Raw genomic sequence first — 17,665 nt, 5'->3', positions numbered from 1 at the left:
CTCAGGAGTACGAGCTGATGTCCGTGACGCGCAGATCGGTCCTGTCCCTACTCGCCGCCGCTCCGGTGCTGGCCGCGTGCGGCGTCGGCGGTGGCTCGACGGGGTCCGGGCGGCAGGTCCGCATCGCCTACCAGAACTTCGCCGACAGCACGTTGCTGGTCAAGGACCAGGGCGTGCTGGAGAAGGCGTTGCCCGACCACCGGGTCCAGTGGACGGCGTTCGACTCCGGCGCGAGCATCAACACCGCGTTCCTCGGCGGCGCGATCGACATCGCGGTGATCGGCAGCAGCCCTACCGCCGCCGGGCTGTGCCCGCCGCTGAACATCCCGTACCAGGTGGTCGAGCTGCTCAACGTGATCGGCGACAGCGAAGCCCTGGTGGTGCGCGGCGGGATTGCGGACGTCAAGGGGTTGGTGGGGCGCAAGGTCGCCGCGCCGTTCAGCTCCACCGCGCACTACAGCCTGCTCGCCGCCCTCCAGCGGGCGGGCGTCGACCCGGCGTCGGTGACGCTGGTGGACCTGGAACCGCAGAACATCCAGGCCGCGTGGCAGCGCGGCGACATCGACGGCGCGTACGTGTGGACGCCGGTGCTCAGCGTCCTCCAGCGCGACGGCGTGACGTTGGTCGACAGCGCCGAGCTCGCCGCGGCGGGCAAGCCGACGCTGACGTTCACGGTGGCGCGTAGAGATTTTGTCGAACAGAACGGTGACGTGCTGGACAAGTGGCTGGCCGCCACCGACGACGCGCTGCGCAAGATCAAGACAGAGCCGCGGGTGGTCGCCGAGGCCGTGGCGCGGCAGCTCGGTGCGCCCGTGGAGGACGCCTTGGCGCAGCTCCAGCAGAACATCTACCTGGACCACGCCGAGCAGCGCTCCCCGGAGTACTTCGGCACGGCCGACGCGCCGGGCAGGCTCGCCGAGCAGTTGCGCGCGGCGGCGGAGTTCCTGCACGGGCAGAAGAAGGTCGAGGCGGTGCCGGACCTGGCGGCGTTCCGCGCGGCCCTGCGAGCGCCCCGTGGGTGAGCCGGTGGGCTCGGTGGGCGCTGGGGGTGCGGCGCTGGGCTCGGTGGGCGCTGGAGATGAGGCGGTGGGCGCTGGGGGTGAGCCGTTGGTCGTGGTGGCCGGTGTCGAGCACCGCTACCGGTCCGGGCGCGCCGAGGTGCCCGCGCTCGGACCGCTGGACCTGGACGTCGAGCCCGGAGAGTTCGTGGTCGTGGTCGGGCCGTCCGGGTCGGGCAAGAGCACGCTGCTGCGGCTGGTCGGCGGGTTCGAACGGCCTGCGGTCGGGTCGGTCCGGGTGCTCGGCGGGACGCCCGTGCCCGGCCGGGACGTCGGCACCGTGTTCCAGCAGCCCCGGCTGTTCCCGTGGCAGACCGTGGGCGGCAACGTCGGCACCGCCCTGCGGTGGGCCGGGGTGCCGCGGGCGCAGCGCCCGGAGCGGACCCGCCGGTTGCTCGGGCAGGTCGGGTTGGCCGAGCTGGGTGCGCGCCGCACGTGGGAGATCTCCGGCGGCCAGCAGCAGCGCGTGGCCATCGCCCGAGCACTCGCCGCCCGCCCCCGGCTGCTGCTCATGGACGAACCCTTCGCCGCGCTGGACGCGTTGACCCGCGAACGGCTCCAGGAGGACGTCCGCGCACTGGCCGAGGGTGGGCGGGCGGTGGTGTTCGTGACCCACAGCGTGGACGAGGCCGTGTTCCTGGCCAGTCGCGTCGTCGTCCTGTCCGACCGGCCTGGGCGGGTGGTCCTGGATCTGCCCGTGCCGCTGCCGCGTGCCGGGGTGTCCGCTGACGAGTTGCGCGGGTCGGCGGAGTTTGCCGCCCTTCGTGGCGAGGTCGCCGGCACCGTTCGCGCCCTCTCGGTCCCGGGGTGACCCGGTGTGCCGGATCGGGACTGTCCGATCAGGACGGTGGAGGCCCGCGGAGGAAGTGCAGGGTGAAGGGCGCAAAAGCTGAAAAGCGGCGCTCGCCGCGCGGCAGGCCCCCGGGGGGTGGAAGGGCGTCGGTTTCTCCCCCGTACGCCCTGCCGGAGGCAACCACACTTGGCCCGTTTCCGCAACCGGAAAAGCTGGTTGCAGAAACGGGCCAAGCGCGGTTGGGCTGCGCCCAGGCCGTACGGGGGAGAAACCGAGGCCCTTCCTGTGGCTGGTAGCCAACCTCTCGCGCCTGCGGCGCTAAAGCGCGCGGGCGGTGGGTGGGTGGTGCCGTGGGCCGGCGGGTGGTGGGTGGGACCGGCGGGCTGGGGGTGTGGGCGCGCTGGGTGGTGCACTGCCGGGGGCGGTGCCGTGGGTGGGGTGGGGGGTGGGGGTGGTGGTGTCCTGGCGGTGTGGGGTGTCTTGCGGGCGGATGCAGGATTGTGGTCGGCCGGAGAGGTGATTGTTCTGGTGGCGGGGCTGGATACGCTGGTCGGTGTCGGCTTCGGTGTAGTGGAGGCTTTGATGCGCAAGCTGCGCGGCGTTCTCATCACGACGGTGTTCACCGGAGCGGTCATGAGCGCGGCGGGTGTGTCCGCCTCCGCTACGGGGTTCTGGATCTACCACTACGACGGCGCGTTCGACTCCGTGTCGCGGTGCCAGGAGGCCCGTCAGGAGTTCATCGAGCAGAACCAGAGCGTGGGTCAGCCGATCTCCGTCTGGCCCTGCGCGTACCACGACGTCAACCCCGAGACCGGCACCGGTCCCGCGGGCTGGTACTACCGGTGGGGCATCCTCGCCGACTGAACTACGGTCTCCAGCGACGCCCCGATGTGCTCGTGCAGCAGGCGGTGGGCGGTCTCCAGGTGGCCGGCGGCTAACCGTTCGGCGATCTCGATGTGCTCGTCGATCGACGTCTCGATCCGGCCGGGGACCGTGAAGTCGTCCATGCGGACCCGGCGGAGGCGGCGGGTCACGTTCGCCAGCACCGCCACCAGTTCGGCGTTGCCGGAGGCGGCGAGCAGTGCGGTGTGGAAGCGTTCGGTCTCGAGCACGAACTCCGGTGACGGCTCCGGGGGTGTGGCCCGCAGCGCGTACCAGTGCTCCAGCTCGGCGCCGAGGGCGTCGACGTCGTGGCGCACACGGGGGTTCTCGATGCTCCGGCTGATGCCGCGCAGCTCGACCGCGATGCGCACCTCGTACAGGTCGCGGACCTGGGCCATGCTCGGCACGACCACCGAGTGGCCCCACTCCTCGCGGACGAGCAGACCGTCGGCCACGAGCCGGGTCAGGGCATCGCGCACCGGCGTGCGCGACACCCCGTACCGCTTCGACAGGCGCGGCTCGGTGAGCCGTTCGGTGGAGCGGATCCGCCCGCCCAGCACCTCCTCGCGCAACTCCAGGTAGACGCGCTCGCGCAGCGAGGGCGGCTCGTCGGTGGTGTCGCTTGTGGACATTCAGATGGCCATCGCTGCCCGGACGTCACCGAGCGCGTTCTCGCCACCGGGACCGGACGACGTGACCCGGCCGGACGCGAGCACGTAGTACGAGTGCGCGGCCGACAGCGCGAAGCCCACGTGCTGTTCCACCAGGAGCACCGACAGGTCCCCACGCCGGGTCAACGCGAGGATCACGTCCTCGATCTCCGCGACCACGGACGGCTGGATGCCCTCCGTGGGCTCGTCCAGGACCAGCACCCGCGGCTGCGCGACCAGCGCGCGGGCGATGGCCAGCTGCTGGCGCTGCCCGCCGGACAGCAGCCCGGCGCGGCGGCCGAGCAACCTCCGCAGGGCCGGGAAGACGTCCAAGGCTTCGTCGATCAACGCCGCGCCGCGCGGCCGCCCGTCCGCGACGACGCGCAGGTTCTCCATCGTGGTCAGCTGCCCGAACGACTGCTGTCCCTGCGGCACGTACCCCAGCCCGCGCGCGACCCGTTTGTGCGGCGGCAGCGCGGTGACGTCCTCCCCGTCGAGCAGCACCCGCCCGGAGCGCACCGGCAGCGTCCCGACCGCGGCGCGCAGCAGCGTGGTCTTGCCGGCCCCGTTGTGGCCCATGATCGCGGTCACCTCACCGGCCGGCACCTCCACGGTGACGCCGTGCACCACGGACGTGCGCCCGTAGGCGACCTCCACGTCGACCAGTCGCAGCACCTAAACCCCCTCCCCCAGCGCGGCTTCCGAGTGCCGCCCGGGACCCAGGTAGACCTCCTGCACCCGCGGGTCGGCCTGCACCTGCGCCACCGAGCCCTCGGCGAGCACCTTCCCGGCGTGCAGCACGGTCACGGACGTGGCGAAGGCCCGCATGAAGTCCATGTCGTGCTCGACCACCACGACCGTGCGGCCGGCGGCGACGCGCTGGAGCAGCCGCCCCGTCTCGTCCTTCTCGTCGGAGCTCATGCCGGCCACCGGCTCGTCGAGCATGAGCAGCTTGGCGTCCTGCACCAGCAGCATGCCGATCTCCAGCCACTGCTTCTGCCCGTGCGACAACGTGCCCGCGAGGGCGTCGGCGCGCTCGGTCAGCCCGACCGTCTCCATCGCCTCGACCACCACCTCGGGCACCCGGGTGCGCCGCCTGGCCAGCGTGAGCACCCCGCGCCGGGCACCGGCCGCGATGTCGAGGTTCTGCGTCACCGTGAGCTCTTCGAACACCGTCGCGGTCTGGAAGGTGCGTCCGACGCCGAGCCGGGCGATGCGGTGCACCTTGCGACCCACCAGGTCCACCCCCGCCCACCGCGCCGCTCCGGTGGCCGGCACCAGGCCCGACACCGCGTCGATCAGGGTGGTCTTGCCGGCGCCGTTGGGGCCGATGAGGAAGCGCAGGTCACCCGGCAGCACCGAGAGGTTCACGCGGTCCACGGCCACGAACCCGTCGAAGCTCACGGTCAGGTCGGTCAGCTCCAGGTAGTCGGCGTTCACCGTGAGCTCCCCGAGAGAGTCGGGACGGGCGAGGGTTGCGCCGCACCCGGTGGCCGCCGCCGCAGCGACGCGAGTCCGCCCGGCAGGAACGCCACGACCAGCATGAACACCAGCCCCTGCGCGTAGGTCCAGCCCGACGGGAACCGTTCCGAGAGCGACGTCTCCGCCCACGCGACGGCGATGGCGCCCAGGACCGGCCCGAGCAACGTCGTGCGCCCGCCGATGGCGACGCCGATCAGCAGTCCGATCGAGGGGACGATGCCGACGTCGTTGGGCGAGACGATGCCCACGATCGGCACGAACAACGCCCCCGCGACTCCGGCCATCGCCGCGGCGACCGCGTAGGCCACGGTCTTGATCACGGCCGGGTCGTAGCCGAGGAACCGCACGCGCTCTTCGGCGTCACGACACGCCACGAGCAGTTCGCCGTACCGGCTGACCATCATCTGCCGTGCCACGGCGACCATCGCCAACAAGGCGACCACCGCGATGACGTAGAGCATCAGCCGGTTCGCCGGGTCGCGCAGGGAAAACCCGAAGAAACCCTTGAAGTTGTTGAGCCCCGTGGACCCGCCGGTGCTGCGCGGGTTGCCGACCAACAGGATCGCGAACGCTGCCGCTAGTGCTTGCGACAGGATGGCGAAGTACGCGCCGCGCACCCGCCTGCGGAAGGTGGCCAGCCCCAGCAGGACGGCCACCGCCGAGGGGACGAGGACGACCGCGAGCACGGTCACCACCCCGGACCGGAACGGCTCCCACCAGACCGGCACGCCGTCCGAGGAGATCAACGCCATGAAGTCGGGCACGCCGGTGCTCGCCGGCGCGTCGGCCAGCTTCAGGTGCATGGCCATGATGTAGGCGCCGAGCCCGAAGAACACGCCCTGACCGAGCACCAGCATGCCGCCGCGACCCCACGCCAGCCCGATGCCGACGGCGACCATGGCGTAGCAGAGGTACTTGCCCAGCAGGCCGAGCCGGAACGACGAGAGCAGCGCGGGGGCGACGACGAGCAGGAGCACCGCGGCGAGCGCGAACCCCCCGACCACCGCCCACCTGCCGGTGAGCAACGCCTTGAGGTTCATGCCAGGCTCCGGGTCCGCACGACGAAGATGCCCTGGGGGCGCACCTGGAGGAACACCACGATCAGCGCCAGCACGACCACCTTCGCGATCGACGCGGTGGTGGAGTACTCGATCCACGACTGGGCGACGCCGAGCACGAACGCCGCGATCACCGCGCCCTTGATCTGGCCGATCCCGCCGACCACGACCACCAGGAACGCGTCGACGATGTAGGCGGTGCCGAGGTTGGCCGAGATGGAGCCCATCAGCGTGAGCGCGACCCCGGCGACACCGGCCAGGCCGGAACCGACGAAGAAGGTGGTGCGGTCGGTGCGCCGCGTGGAGATGCCGGAGGTCTCCGCGAGCGCGCGGTTCTGCACGGTGGCGCGGATCCGCCGCCCCAGCGGGGTGAACGCCAGCAGCACCGACAGCACGACCACGGCCGCGACGGCGATCGCGAGGATGAACAGCCGGGTCTTCGGGAACGCGAACCCGAGCACTTCGACCGGGCCCGACAGCCAGCCCGGCGCGGCCACGTCCACCCCCGCGGTGCCGAACACGTCACGCGCGAGTTGTTGCAGCACCAGGGAAACGCCGAATGTGACCAGCAGCGTGTCGAGCGGCCGGTGGTACATGCGCCGCAGCAGGAGCGCTTCCAGGGCGAGACCGAGCAGACCGCCCACGACGAACGCCGCCGGCAGCGACACCAGCAGCGACAGCCCGGCGTCGCCGAGCACGCCCTGCACCACGTAGGCGGTGTAGGCCCCGGCCATGATGAACTCGCCGTGCGCCATGTTGATGACGCCCATCTGCCCGAAGGTCAGGGCGAGGCCGAGCGCGGCCAGCAGGAGGATCGACCCTCCCGACAAGCCGTTGAACAGCTGGCTCAGCAGGATTTCCACGACGTGCCTCCGTGAGTCGACGGCGACCGCGCGCCGACCGGGTGGTCGCCCGGCCGGCGGCAGTGTGCGGGGGTGCTCAGCCGGACAGGCCGGCGGCCCAGGGGTAGGACTTGAGGTAGGGGTCCGGCTCGATCGGCTTGCCGGAGGTCCAGTCGGTGTAGATCAGCCCGTCCGGGCCGATCTTGCCGATCAGCGCGGTCTTGGCGATGTGGTGGTTGTCGCCGTTGACCGTCACCGTCCCCTCGGGCGCCTCGAAGCCGACCCCGCCCGCGGCCTTCTGGACGTCGGGCACCGCGAACGACTTCGCCTTCTCGACCATGCCCTTCCACAGGTACAGCGACGTGTAGGCGGCCTCCATCGGGTCGGAGGTGACCTTCGCGGGCCCGTAGGCCGCCTTGAAGTCCGCGACGAACTTCTTGTTCTGCGGGCTGTCGATGGTCTGGTAGTAGTTCCAGGCCACGGGCTGGCCCACGATGTTGCCCACCCCGATGCCGCCGACCTCCTCCTCGGCGATCGACACCGACAGCACCGGCATCGCCTCCGCGGTCAGGCCGGCGTTCTTGTACTCCTTGAAGAACGCCACGTTCGAGTCGCCGTTGAGGGTGTTGAAGACCGCGTCGGCGTCGGCGGCCTTGACCTTGGAGACGATCGTGGAGAAGTCGGTGTGGCCCAGCGGCGCGTACTCCTCGCCCTTGACCTCGATGCCGTTCGCCTTCGCGTACGCCTTGATGATCTTGTTGGCGGTCTGCGGGAAGACGTAGTCGCTGCCCACCAGGAACAGGCTCTTGGCGCCCTTCTCCTTGAGGTAGTCCAGCGCCGGGACGATCTGCTGGTTGGTGGTGGCGCCGGTGTAGAAGATGTTCTTCGACGACTCCAGGCCCTCGTACTGCACCGGGTAGAACAGCAGGGCGTTGGTGGACTCGAAGACCGGCAGCATCGCCTTGCGCGACGACGAGGTCCAGCCGCCGAACACCGCGGCGACGCAGTCGGCCCGGATCAGCTTCTCGGCCTTCTCGGCGAACACCGTGGGCTCCGACGCGCCGTCCTCGGCGAGCACAGTCAGTTGCTTGCCCAGCACGCCGCCCGAGCTGTTGATCTGGTCGGCGGCCAGCTTCAGCGCGTTGTAGACGGTGTTCTCGCTGATCGCCATCGTGCCCGAACGCGAGTTGAGGAACCCGATCTTGACGGTGGACCCGGAGGTGTCGACGCAGGTACCACCTCCGACCCCCGACCCCGCGTCGTCCGAGACGCGAGCACCACAACCAGCGAGCAACCCCATCGCCGCCGCTACCGCTACCCATCGCCGGGCTCGTGAGATCTTCATCCGCATGCGCCTTTCCCGCCAGGCCGAGACAGCACCGGTACCCACCCCGACCCCTCGCGAGCCGGCTCCGCGCTGCCCCTGAGCTGCTGGATACAGGCCCGTATCCATGGCGGCGACGCTAGGTAGGCGATGTTGCGGCGGTGGCGGTGCACGGTTACGGCTGGGTGGCCGGGCGGCTCGGACACCACCGGATCAGGTGATCTGCCGGTAACGCGGGACGGGTCTGCGCACTGTCCGTAGTGGACGGTGGCGCTACCGGGCGCGTGTTCCGCACCAGCCGTGTCGTCCGGTATCACGTGTCCGCGCGGCCACGCAGCGGGCGTCCGAGTGAATCCCGAGTGGCGGAACGGCACATCGGCTCACATTCGGCTTCCGTATCGGGGAAATATCTCCGAGTCCGCTTTGTTCGCTATTCCGATATATGACCTCTGCGCTAGTCTTTCGCCCAGTGGCACCGGCCTGGGGGAAGGCGGCGCGATTCATGAGTGCTCACCGCATCGGTCTGGCGCAGGGCACGGCGATCTACGTGGGGGCGATCCTCGGTGCGGGGATCCTCGCGCTGCCCGCGCTCGCCGCGGCCGAGGCCGGACCCGCCGCCGTGATCGCCTGGACGAGCCTGGTGCTGTTCTGCGTGCCGGTGGCGTTGAGCTTCGCCGCGATGGGCTCGGAGTACCCGGACGGCGGCGGCATCGCCACGTTCGTGGCCAAGGCGTGGGGGCCGCGGGCGTCGGGCGCGGTCGGGTACTGGTTCTACTTCGCGCTGCCCGCCGGGGCGCCCGCGACCGCGTTCGTCGGCGGGCAGTACGTCGCCCACGCGCTGGGCGGTGGCGACCGGCAGGCGCTGGCGGTCGCCGCGGTCCTGCTGGCGGGGGCGTTCGGCATCAACGCGGTCGGCCTCAAGGTCTCCGGGCGCGTGCAGCTCGGCCTGGTCAGCCTGCTGGCGGTGCTGCTGCTGGTCGCCGTGGTCACCGCGCTGCCCCAGTCCGACACCGACCACCTCACCCCGTTCGCGCCGAACGGCTGGCTGTCCGTCGGGCACGCGGCGAGCCTGCTGTTCTTCACCTTCGCGGGCTGGGAGGCGGTCACCCACCTGTCCGGCGAGTTCCGCGACCCGCGCCGCGACCTGCGCCGCACCGCGATCCTCACGCTGGTCGTGGTCGCCGTGCTGTACCTGGGCCTCGCCCTGGCCTGCACGCTGGTCCTGGGTCCCGAGCTGGCCGGGTCGAGCGCGCCGCTGACGCTGCTGCTGGAACGCGGTGTCGGCCCGGCCGCGGGTCCCGTGACGGCGGTCCTGGCGATCGTGCTGACCTTCGGCACCATGACCGCCTACCTGGCGGGCGCGTCCCGGCTGGGCGCGGCGCTGGCCCGGGACGGCGCGCTGCCCGCGTGGCTGCGCCGGGGCCACGCGGCGGGCGAGGTGCCCCGCCGCAGCCTGGGCCTGCTGTTCGTGCTGAGCCTCGCGCTGTCCGCCGCCGCCCTGGGCTTCGGCCTCGAACTGGGCGACGTGATGCTGGCCGCCTCGACGTGCTTCATCGCGGTGACGGTGGCCGGGCTCGCGGCGGGCCTGCGGTTGCTGCCCCGGCGTTCGCCCGTCTGGTGGGGCACGGTCGTCGCCTTGGTCGTGATGACCGTCGTGCTCCTCTTCTCGGGCTATTTCCTCTTGGTGCCCGCGGTGCTCGCGGGAATCTCGGTCGCCTACTCCGGCCGGTCGCGCGCGGCCGTTCCGGAAGTCGTCGAAAACCCCACCCACAGCACCACCGAATGACCCGATCGGAATCGACGACCACGTGCCCGGCACGTGGTCGTCACCGAGCAACCGAACGGAGCAGGGAAATGATCGCAACCGTCAGCTGCCTCGTCTGCGACTCCGCGCTGGAAGTGGCGCCGGACGCCGAAAAGGGCGAGATCGTCGAATGCGGTTCGTGCGGCCAGGAGCACGAGGTCGTCGAGGCGGCCGACGGGCGCTTCGCGGTCGCGTTCGCGCCGGAGGTCGAAGAGGACTGGGGCGAGTGACCGGGCGGCCCGACGTCCTGCTGTCGGTGACGGTGGTGCGGCCCGACGAACGGCGGTTGCTGGACGCGCTGCGCGCGGCGGGCACCACCGTCGAGACCGCCCTCGTCGCCGACATCGGCAACGTGCTCAACGGGTCCGCGCCACCGCCCGCCGTCGCGTTGCTGCGCAACCTGTCCCACCGCGAGGCGGCGGGCATCGCGCACCGGCTCGGCCACCTCGGCGTGCCGACCCTGAACACCGCCGCGGCGATCGACGTCTGCCACGACAAGGGCACGCAGGCGCTGCTGTTCGCCCGGCACGGCATCCCGCACCCGACCTCGCTGCACGCGTTCGGCCACGACCAGGTGCGGGACATCGCGCTGTCGCTGGGCTGGCCGGTCGTGGTCAAACCGCTCAGCGGCTCCTGGGGGCGCGGCGTGGTCCGGTTGACCGACCCGGCGTGCCTGGAGGCGTGGACGGGCGGCCGCGAGTCCGCCGACGCGGCGGGCAAGCTGTTCCCCGTCCTGGTGCAGGAGTACGTGGAGAAACCCGGTCACGACCTGCGCGTGGTCGTCGTCGGCACGGAGCCGGTGGTGGCGATCGAGCGCCGCTCGGCGGACTGGCGCACCAACACCCACCTCGGCGCGACCGTGCGGCGCACCGAGATCACCCCGGCGGTCCGGGACCTGTGCGACCGCGTGGTGGCGCTGCTGGGCCCCGGCTTCTACGGCGTCGACCTGCTGGAGGACGTCCGGACCGGCGAGCTGAAGGTGTTGGAGGTCAACGCCAACCCGGAGTTCGCCAAGTCGTCCGCCCAGCACGGCGTGGACGTCGCCGCGCACCTCGCCCGCTTCCTGGCCGACCGCGTCCGCCACCTCGCCGCCGCCTGAACCACCGGACCCCGGGGAGTGCACCATGGACCACTTCGACACCGCGGTAGTGCTCGGCAGGGTGCTGACCTCCGGTGTGATCATGAGCATCGAGCGCAACGACCGCGAACTGCCCGCGCTGGAACGGCTGCTGTGCAAGACCTCCGGACGACCGAGGGTCACCCTGGTCAACAGCGTCACCGCGGGCCTGCACTCGGCGCTGGCGGGGTTGGGCCTGGGCCACGGCGACGACGTCGCGGTGCCCGCCCTGGCCGACGCCCACCGCCGGTTCCTGGCCTGGCTCGGCGTCCGGGCGCACGAGGGCGGCACGCCCGCGTTCGCCCACCTGTCGGCCGGCCCGGACGACGCCGGCAGGCTCGGTGCGCTGCTCGCCACCACCGCCGGGGTGCCCGCCGTGGTGCTGGACCTGACCGGGCTGGGTTTCGGCCCGGCCGCGGCGGTGCTGTTCGACGACGAGGACGCGTGGCGGCGCGCGGAGCGGCTGAAGATCTTCGGCACGTTCGACCTGCGCACGATGTGGACGCAGACCGAGGCCGACGACGGTGTCGGCGGCGTGCAGTTCAACTACCGGCTGAGCCCCCTGGTCGCCGCCTGCGTCCGGATGGCCCTCACCACGCGAGGAGAGCGGGCGTGAACACCGACTTCCCGAGAGCGCCGCTGCCGCTGCCGCGCGCCGAGGACGTGACCGAGGAACTGGCCGCGCTGGACGGCCCGCCGGTCGTCCCCGCCGGCCTGCGCCGCACCGCCTTCCCGGTCATCACCAAGGAAGACGTCTTCAAGCTGCTGCTGTCCACCCGCGTCGACCCGGCCAAGGTCGTGGAGGACTTCGCGGAGGCCTACCGGGAGCACGTGGGCGCGGCGCACGCCATCCCCACCGCCAGCGGCACCTCCAGCCTGCACCTGGCGCTGGTCGGCGCGGGCGTGCGGCCGGGTGACGAGGTGGTCGTGCCCGCGTTCACGTTCATCGCCACCGCGCAGGCGGTCGTCGCCGCGGGCGCGATCCCGGTGTTCGCCGACATCGAGCCGGACACCTACTGCCTCGACCCGGCCGCCGCCGAGCGCGCCGTCACCGAACGGACCCGGGCGATCATGCCGGTGCACGTCCACGGGCTGCCGGCGGACCTGACCGCGTTGCGCGCGGTGGCCGACCGGCACGGGCTGGCGCTGGTCGAAGACGCCTCGCACGCGCACTCGGCCCGGTTCGAGGGCCGGGTCGCGGGCTCCATCGGCGACGCGGCCGGGCAGAGCCTGATGGCGGACAAGAACTTCCCGGTCGGCGGCGAGGGCGGGATCGCGTTCTTCGCCTCGGCCGACGCGCACGCCCGCGCGGTCGAGTACGTGGAGCGGCACGGCATCGACTACGGCATGTCGTGGATCGCCGCGGCGTTCGGCGCCAGCCAGCTGGAAAGGTTGCCGTACTACGACGAGGTCCGCGCCCGCAACGCCGCGCGGCTGGCCGAGGTGCTCGGCGACACCGGCCTGTTCAGCGCGCCGCACGTGCCCGAGGGGCGCACGCACGCGTACAACATGTACCGGATCGGGTTGCACCCCGACGCGGTCGGCCTCGGCGACCTGCCCGTGCACGCGGTGAAGGAGGTCGTGCACGAACTGCTGGTGGCGGAAGGGGTGCCGGCGCGCGAGTGGCAGAACACGCCGATCCCGTGCCACCTCCCGTTCCGCCGGCGCGAGGGGTTCGGCGGCGGGTACCCGTTCACCCTGAACCCGGCGGCGGCGCGCGACTACGCGCCCGAGGACTTCCCGGTCACGTTGCAGATGCTCAGCAGCACGCTGGTGCTGTGCCGGGAGCTGCGGTCGCCGGTCGAGTACGAGCGGCTGGAGCGGTACGGGCACGCGTTCGCCAAGGTGGCGCGCCGACCGGACGCGATCCGCAAGCTGGTCGGCGGCCGGGAGTTCCCGCTGCCGCACGAGAAGGCGGCCCGCCTTGGCTGAGTCGGCGCGGGCTGGGAGGGACGGCGAGACGGGAAAGGTGCGGGTCGCGGTGGTCGGCGCCACCGGGTACACCGGGGCCGAGCTGGTCCGGCTGCTGCTCGACCACCCGCACGTGGAACTGGCCTTCCTGTCGTCGGAGCGCAGCGCGGGCAAGCCGGTCGACCGGGTGTTGTCGTCGGTGCGGAACCACCCGGCGGCCGCGGGGCTGAAGCTGCGCCCGCTGGCTGAACTGTCCGATGTGGACATGGCATTCGGCTGCCTGCCCGGCGGGGAGCTGCCGGGCCGCATGCCGCTGCTGGCCGAACGCGCCAAGCACGTGGTCAACCTGGCCGGCGACTTCCGGCTCACCGACCCCGTCGCGGCGGCGCGGCACTACCCGGGGTCGGCGTCGTGGACCGAGCCGTTCTCCTACCACGTGCCGGAGTTCGGCGAGCCGGGCGAGAGGTTCCTGAACCTGCCCGGCTGCATGGCCGTCACGTCGATCTACGCGCTGTACCCGCTGCTGGCCGAGGGGTTGGTCGAGCCGGACCCGGTGGTGGACGCCAAGACCGGGTCCAGCGGCAGCGGCCGGACGTCGACCGAGCACCCCGCCGACCGGTTCGGCAACTTCCGGGCGCACAAACCGCACGGCCACCGGCACGGGCCGGAGGTGGCGCAGGCGTTGCGCTCGCTGACCGGGGTGGACGTGGACCTCCAGTTCTCCACGCACAGCCTGGACGTGGCGCGCGGCATCCTGGTGACGGCGTACTCGCGGCTCCGGTCGGGAGTGTCCGAAGTGGACGTCAAGCGCGCGTACGTCAAGGCGTACCGGCGGACGCCGTTCGTCCGGGTCCGCAACCACGGCCTGCCCGCGCTCAAGACGGTCGTCGGGTCGAACGTCGCCGAGGTCGCGCCGCAGGTGCAGGGTGACCGGTGCGTCACGATCGCCGCACTGGACAACCTGGTCAAGGGCGCGGCCGGGCAGGCGGTGCAGACGCTGAACCAGGTGTTCGGATTGCCCGAGCACACCGGTCTGCCGTTCACGGCGGTGGCACCATGAGAACCGCGCTGCACGTGGTGAAGCTCGGCAGCGCGACTATGGCGCACCCCGCGGTGTTCGCCGAGGTCGCCGAACTGGCTCGGCGGGCGCGGGTGCTCCTCGTCGCCGGTGGCGCGGCGGGCATCGCGGCGCACTACCGGGAGATCGGCCGCGAGGTGCCGCTGCTGCGGTTGCGCAACGGCGACGAGGTCCGGCACTGCACGCCCGAGGAGATGGCGCACCTGGTCGACGCGTACGAGCGGGTCACGCTGCCCGGCGTGCGGTCCGGGCTGTCGGCGCACGGGCTCGCGGTGTTCACCGCCACCGGGGCGTCCGGGCTGGCCACCGCGACACCGGCCGGTCCGCTGCGGGCATCGGTCGAGGGCAAGCAGCGGATCGTGCGCGACCACCGCATCGGCACGGTGTCCTCTGTGGACACCGGACGGCTGGCCGCGCTGCTCGACGCGTACGACGTCGTCGTGCTGTCGCCGCCCGTGGCGGCCTCGGACGGCGGCACGCCCCTGAACGTGGACGCCGACGTGCTGGCCGCCGAGCTGTCCAACGCCCTGCACGCCGACCACCTGCGGCTGGTCACCGGCACACCGGGGCTGCTCGCCGACCGGGACGACCCGGCCACGACGGTCACCGACCTGCACCCGGGCGAGGGGGCCGCGCACGCGGGCGGCCGGATGCGGCAGAAGGTCCGCGCCGCCGAACTGGCGTTGCGCGGCAGCGCGGACGTCGCCATCACCGGACCGCACACCTTGCACAACCCGGCCGGTACCAGCCGGTTCTGGCCCGCGCCGCCGCCCCGGGACGAGCTGACCCTGCTCAGCCGGGTGGTGGCCATCCCCTCGGTGTCCCACGACGAGGGCGAGCTGGCCCGGTACCTGGTCGGCTGGTGCGCCGAGCGCGGGATCGACGCGTTCGTGGACGAGGTCGGCAACTTCGTCGCCACCAAGGGCGAGGCCGCGACCCGGGGCGAGGCCGGCGCGGCGCGGCGGCTGCTGATGCTCGGCCACCTGGACACCGTGCCGTTCCACTGGCCGGTGCGCTGGGACGGCGACGTGCTCACCGGGCGCGGCAGCGTGGACGCCAAGGGATGCCTGGCGAACTTCGTCGAGGTGCTCGCCGCCATCGACGTGCCGCCCGGGTACCAGCTGCGGGTGGTCGGGGCGGTGGAGGAGGAGGTGTCGTCCTCGCGCGGCGCGTTCCACGTCCGCGACCACTACCCGGCCGACGCGGTCATCGTCGGCGAGCCGAGCGGGGTGGACGCGGTGACCCTGGGATACTTCGGGTTGTTCAAGCTGCGGCTGTCGGTGCGCACGCCCACCGGGCACTCGGCGGGCAAGGAGGCCGTGACCGCCCCGGACGCCCTGATCGCGCTGGCCCAGGACGTCCGGGACGACGTGCTGAAGCTCATGCCCGAGGCGTTGAGCGCGCTGATCTCCCTGGACAGCGCGCACCGGCACGACCACCACACGGCGGAAGCGGTGCTCAACTTCCGCGTCCCGCCCGGCGCGGACCTGGACGCGGTCACCGCCGCGGCCCTGCGGCACCGGTCGGTGGAGGTCCTGCGGCGCACACCGGGACACGCGGGCAAGCGGTCCACCGTGCTGGCCAAGGCGTTCGGCCGGGCGTTCGCGCGACAGGGGCTGCGGCCGCGGTACCTGGTGAAGAAGGGCACCTCCGACATGAACACGCTCGCCACGACGTGGCGGGACGTGCCCATGGTGGCCTACGGGCCGGGCGACTCGGCCTTGGACCACACCGACGACGAGCGGATCACCGGGGCGGACTACGTGACCGCGCGAGCCGTGCTGGCCGACGCCGTCGCGCACTGGATCGCGTTGACGGGAGCGGGATGACCAGGGTGGGCACGTCGGTGGAGGTGCTGCGGGAACAGGCGGTGCGGGCGCGGCGGCTGGTGGTCGACATGGCGGCCCAGCCCACCGGGTGCCACCTGGGCGGGAGCTTGTCCGTGGTGGACATCCTGGTCGCCGCGTTCGACCGGGCGGCGGAGGACGACGGCACCGAGGTCGTGCTGAGCAAGGGACACGCGGCGGCGGCGCTGTACGCGGCGCTGCACGTGTCGGGGCGGCTGGCGGAGAACCCCGCGCCGCTGTACGGGCTGGCGGGCCACCACTACACCGGCCACCCGAGCCCGGCGGTGCCCGGCGTGCGGTTCCCGACCGGCAGCCTCGGGCACGGCGTGCCGTACGCGGTGGGCTGGGCGCTGGCGCGGCGGCTGTCCGGCGGGACCGGGCTCGGCATCGCGGTGACCGGTGACGGCGAGCTCCAGGAGGGACTGGTGTGGGAGGCGTGCCAGGTCGCCGCGGCGCAGCGGTTGGCCAACCTGGTCGTCGTCGTGGACCGCAACGGCGGGCAGAACGACGGCCTGGTCGCCGACATCTCGCCGTTGCCCGACCTGGGCGCCCGCTTCGCCGCGTTCGGCTTTGACGTGTCCGAAGTGGACGGTCACGACATCGGTGCCGTGCGTGCGCTCCTGGACGGCGTGGGCTCCCGGCCGCACGCGGTCATCGCGCACACCGTGAAGGGCAAGGGCGTGCCGCCGGTGGAGGGCAAGGCGGGCGCGCACTACGTGACCATCGACGCGGCGAGGGCGGCCAAGTGGAAGCGGATGATCAGGTGAGCACTGTGTTGAGCGGGCGGGACGCGTACCGCGCGGAGTTGGCGGAACTGGCCCGCCACGACCCGCGCCTGCTGTGCTTCGAAGCGGACCTCGGCGGCCGCAAGCACCCGTTCGCACAGGAACACCCGGACCGGTTCTTCAACCTCGGCATCGCCGAGGCCACCATGATCGACATGGCGGCCGCGTTGGCCTCGGCGGGCTACCGGCCGTTCGTCAGCACGTTCGCACCATTCGCAACCTTGCGCGCCGCGGAGAGCATGAAGCTGAGCATGGGGTACATGGGCGCCGGTGTGGTCGTGGTCGCGCCCTACTCCGGCGTGTCGGGGGCGTGGTTCGGCACCACCCACCACTGCCTGGAGGACCTGGCCGTGGTGCAGAGCTTCCCCGGCATCACGATCGCCGCCCCTCACGGCGAAGCCGAGACCCGAGCGGTGATCCGCGCCGCCGCCGCCGGATCGGGCCCGGTCTACGTCCGGACCGGGCGCAGCGCCGCGGCGGTCAGCCTGCCCCTGGACGGCGAGCCGCCCCTGGTGAACTGGGCGAGCTCCGGGTCGTCGGACGTGTGCCTGGTGTCGGTGGGCGAGGTCGGCACGGAGCTGGCGCTGGAGGCCTGCGCGCGGCGGCCGGACCTGGGGCACGCGCACCTGTGCTTCGTCGACCACGCGTCGCTGACGGCGGTGGCTTCGGAACTGCGGCGCTCGCGGTACTCGCGGTTCGTGGTGGTGGAGGAACACCGCCCCGCCGGCGGGGTGGCGAGCACGTTGGCGCTGCTGGTGCCGGAGGTCGCGGTGGTCGGGGTCAACGCGGGGATGACGTGGCCGTCCGAAGGCGGCGATCACGGCGAGGTGCTGAGCGGGCTCGGCCTGGACCTGGCCCACGTGCTGGCCGCGGTCTGAGGGCGTCCGAGGCGGACACGACCACCCGGCGCTATGTCCACTGTGGACATTTGTCGGCCCGGGTGGGGCGAGGATCGCAACCCCGCGATGTCTGCGTGCCACCCGGTCGGGTCGACATGCCACTCGATCGGACCACGTTCGTCGCAGCGCCGGGTT

The 17,665-nt window shown here is 72.3% G+C and carries 18 protein-coding genes; 12 read left to right on the top strand and 6 right to left on the bottom strand.

The window, feature by feature from the left end; genetic code table 11:
* Window positions 1–17 precede the first annotated feature (17 nt).
* The 3 genes from DFJ66_RS40540 to DFJ66_RS40530 all read left to right on the top strand — a co-directional run bounded on the left by DFJ66_RS40540 (window position 18) and on the right by DFJ66_RS40530 (window position 2,715).
* The gene (locus DFJ66_RS40540) at window positions 18–1,022 is read left to right on the top strand and encodes a taurine ABC transporter substrate-binding protein (protein ID WP_121229919.1); all 1,005 of its coding nucleotides are present in this window, start codon (window positions 18–20) and stop codon (window positions 1,020–1,022) included.
* Window positions 1,015–1,869 carry an ABC transporter ATP-binding protein gene (locus DFJ66_RS40535; protein ID WP_246030123.1) on the top strand — a complete coding sequence of 285 codons (855 nt, stop codon included), beginning with the start codon at window positions 1,015–1,017 and terminating at the stop codon, window positions 1,867–1,869. Before DFJ66_RS40540 ends, DFJ66_RS40535 begins: the two co-directional genes overlap by 8 nt.
* A gap of 510 nt (window positions 1,870–2,379) precedes the next feature.
* Window positions 2,380–2,715, top strand: a complete 336-nt coding sequence (locus tag DFJ66_RS40530) for a hypothetical protein (protein WP_121229917.1) — start codon at window positions 2,380–2,382, stop codon at window positions 2,713–2,715.
* Here DFJ66_RS40530 and DFJ66_RS40525 read toward each other — a convergent pair.
* The 6 genes from DFJ66_RS40525 to urtA all read right to left on the bottom strand — a co-directional run bounded on the left by DFJ66_RS40525 (window position 2,688) and on the right by urtA (window position 8,065).
* Window positions 2,688–3,365, bottom strand: coding sequence for a GntR family transcriptional regulator (locus DFJ66_RS40525; RefSeq protein ID WP_121229915.1), 678 nt, complete (start codon window positions 3,363–3,365; stop codon window positions 2,688–2,690). The two genes, DFJ66_RS40530 and DFJ66_RS40525, sit on opposite strands and share 28 nt — an antisense overlap.
* Window positions 3,366–4,058, bottom strand: coding sequence for an urea ABC transporter ATP-binding subunit UrtE (gene urtE, locus DFJ66_RS40520; RefSeq protein WP_121229913.1), 693 nt, complete (start codon window positions 4,056–4,058; stop codon window positions 3,366–3,368). It abuts the gene before it with no gap.
* Window positions 4,059–4,823 carry an urea ABC transporter ATP-binding protein UrtD gene (gene urtD, locus DFJ66_RS40515; RefSeq protein WP_121229911.1) on the bottom strand — a complete coding sequence of 255 codons (765 nt, stop codon included), beginning with the start codon at window positions 4,821–4,823 and terminating at the stop codon, window positions 4,059–4,061.
* A complete protein-coding gene (urtC, locus tag DFJ66_RS40510) occupies window positions 4,820–5,905 on the bottom strand; it encodes an urea ABC transporter permease subunit UrtC (RefSeq protein ID WP_121229909.1) in 1,086 nt (361 codons plus the stop codon). Before urtC ends, urtD begins: the two co-directional genes overlap by 4 nt.
* The gene (urtB, locus tag DFJ66_RS40505; RefSeq protein ID WP_121229907.1) at window positions 5,902–6,786 is read right to left on the bottom strand and encodes an urea ABC transporter permease subunit UrtB; all 885 of its coding nucleotides are present in this window, start codon (window positions 6,784–6,786) and stop codon (window positions 5,902–5,904) included. Before urtB ends, urtC begins: the two co-directional genes overlap by 4 nt.
* 76 nt (window positions 6,787–6,862) lie before the next feature.
* Window positions 6,863–8,065 (bottom strand): urea ABC transporter substrate-binding protein, encoded by a 1,203-nt coding sequence (gene urtA / locus DFJ66_RS40500; protein ID WP_246030122.1) that lies wholly within the window; start codon window positions 8,063–8,065, stop codon window positions 6,863–6,865.
* 526 nt (window positions 8,066–8,591) lie between these two features.
* On the opposite strand from urtA, the gene DFJ66_RS40495 reads away from it, so the two are divergent.
* From DFJ66_RS40495 to DFJ66_RS40455, 9 genes are all read left to right on the top strand, one after another.
* Window positions 8,592–9,875, top strand: coding sequence for an APC family permease (locus DFJ66_RS40495; protein ID WP_121229903.1), 1,284 nt, complete (start codon window positions 8,592–8,594; stop codon window positions 9,873–9,875).
* A 68-nt stretch (window positions 9,876–9,943) separates the two neighbouring features.
* On the top strand, window positions 9,944–10,123 hold the full coding sequence (locus tag DFJ66_RS40490; RefSeq protein ID WP_121229901.1) for a lysine biosynthesis protein LysW: 180 nt from the start codon (window positions 9,944–9,946) through the stop codon (window positions 10,121–10,123).
* The gene (locus DFJ66_RS40485; RefSeq protein ID WP_170199041.1) at window positions 10,120–10,992 is read left to right on the top strand and encodes a RimK family alpha-L-glutamate ligase; all 873 of its coding nucleotides are present in this window, start codon (window positions 10,120–10,122) and stop codon (window positions 10,990–10,992) included. The genes DFJ66_RS40490 and DFJ66_RS40485 overlap by 4 nt, the downstream gene beginning before the upstream one ends.
* Window positions 10,993–11,017: 25 nt before the next feature.
* Window positions 11,018–11,626, top strand: a complete 609-nt coding sequence (locus tag DFJ66_RS40480; protein WP_121229897.1) for a DegT/DnrJ/EryC1/StrS family aminotransferase — start codon at window positions 11,018–11,020, stop codon at window positions 11,624–11,626.
* On the top strand, window positions 11,623–12,942 hold the full coding sequence (locus tag DFJ66_RS40475; RefSeq protein WP_121229895.1) for a DegT/DnrJ/EryC1/StrS aminotransferase family protein: 1,320 nt from the start codon (window positions 11,623–11,625) through the stop codon (window positions 12,940–12,942). Before DFJ66_RS40480 ends, DFJ66_RS40475 begins: the two co-directional genes overlap by 4 nt.
* Window positions 12,935–13,981 carry an N-acetyl-gamma-glutamyl-phosphate reductase gene (argC, locus tag DFJ66_RS40470; RefSeq protein WP_211351482.1) on the top strand — a complete coding sequence of 349 codons (1,047 nt, stop codon included), beginning with the start codon at window positions 12,935–12,937 and terminating at the stop codon, window positions 13,979–13,981. Before DFJ66_RS40475 ends, argC begins: the two co-directional genes overlap by 8 nt.
* Window positions 13,978–15,828, top strand: a complete 1,851-nt coding sequence (locus tag DFJ66_RS40465) for a M20/M25/M40 family metallo-hydrolase (RefSeq protein WP_121229891.1) — start codon at window positions 13,978–13,980, stop codon at window positions 15,826–15,828. The genes argC and DFJ66_RS40465 overlap by 4 nt, the downstream gene beginning before the upstream one ends.
* A complete protein-coding gene (locus tag DFJ66_RS40460) occupies window positions 15,825–16,613 on the top strand; it encodes a 1-deoxy-D-xylulose-5-phosphate synthase N-terminal domain-containing protein (protein WP_121229889.1) in 789 nt (262 codons plus the stop codon). Before DFJ66_RS40465 ends, DFJ66_RS40460 begins: the two co-directional genes overlap by 4 nt.
* Window positions 16,610–17,509, top strand: a complete 900-nt coding sequence (locus DFJ66_RS40455) for a transketolase family protein (protein ID WP_211351481.1) — start codon at window positions 16,610–16,612, stop codon at window positions 17,507–17,509. The genes DFJ66_RS40460 and DFJ66_RS40455 overlap by 4 nt, the downstream gene beginning before the upstream one ends.
* Window positions 17,510–17,665: the final 156 nt, after the last annotated feature.

Origin of the sequence: Saccharothrix variisporea (assembly GCF_003634995.1) — a bacterium.
GTDB classification, from domain to species: domain Bacteria; phylum Actinomycetota; class Actinomycetes; order Mycobacteriales; family Pseudonocardiaceae; genus Actinosynnema; species Actinosynnema variisporeum.
This window is presented reverse-complemented; position numbering and strand designations above follow the sequence as displayed.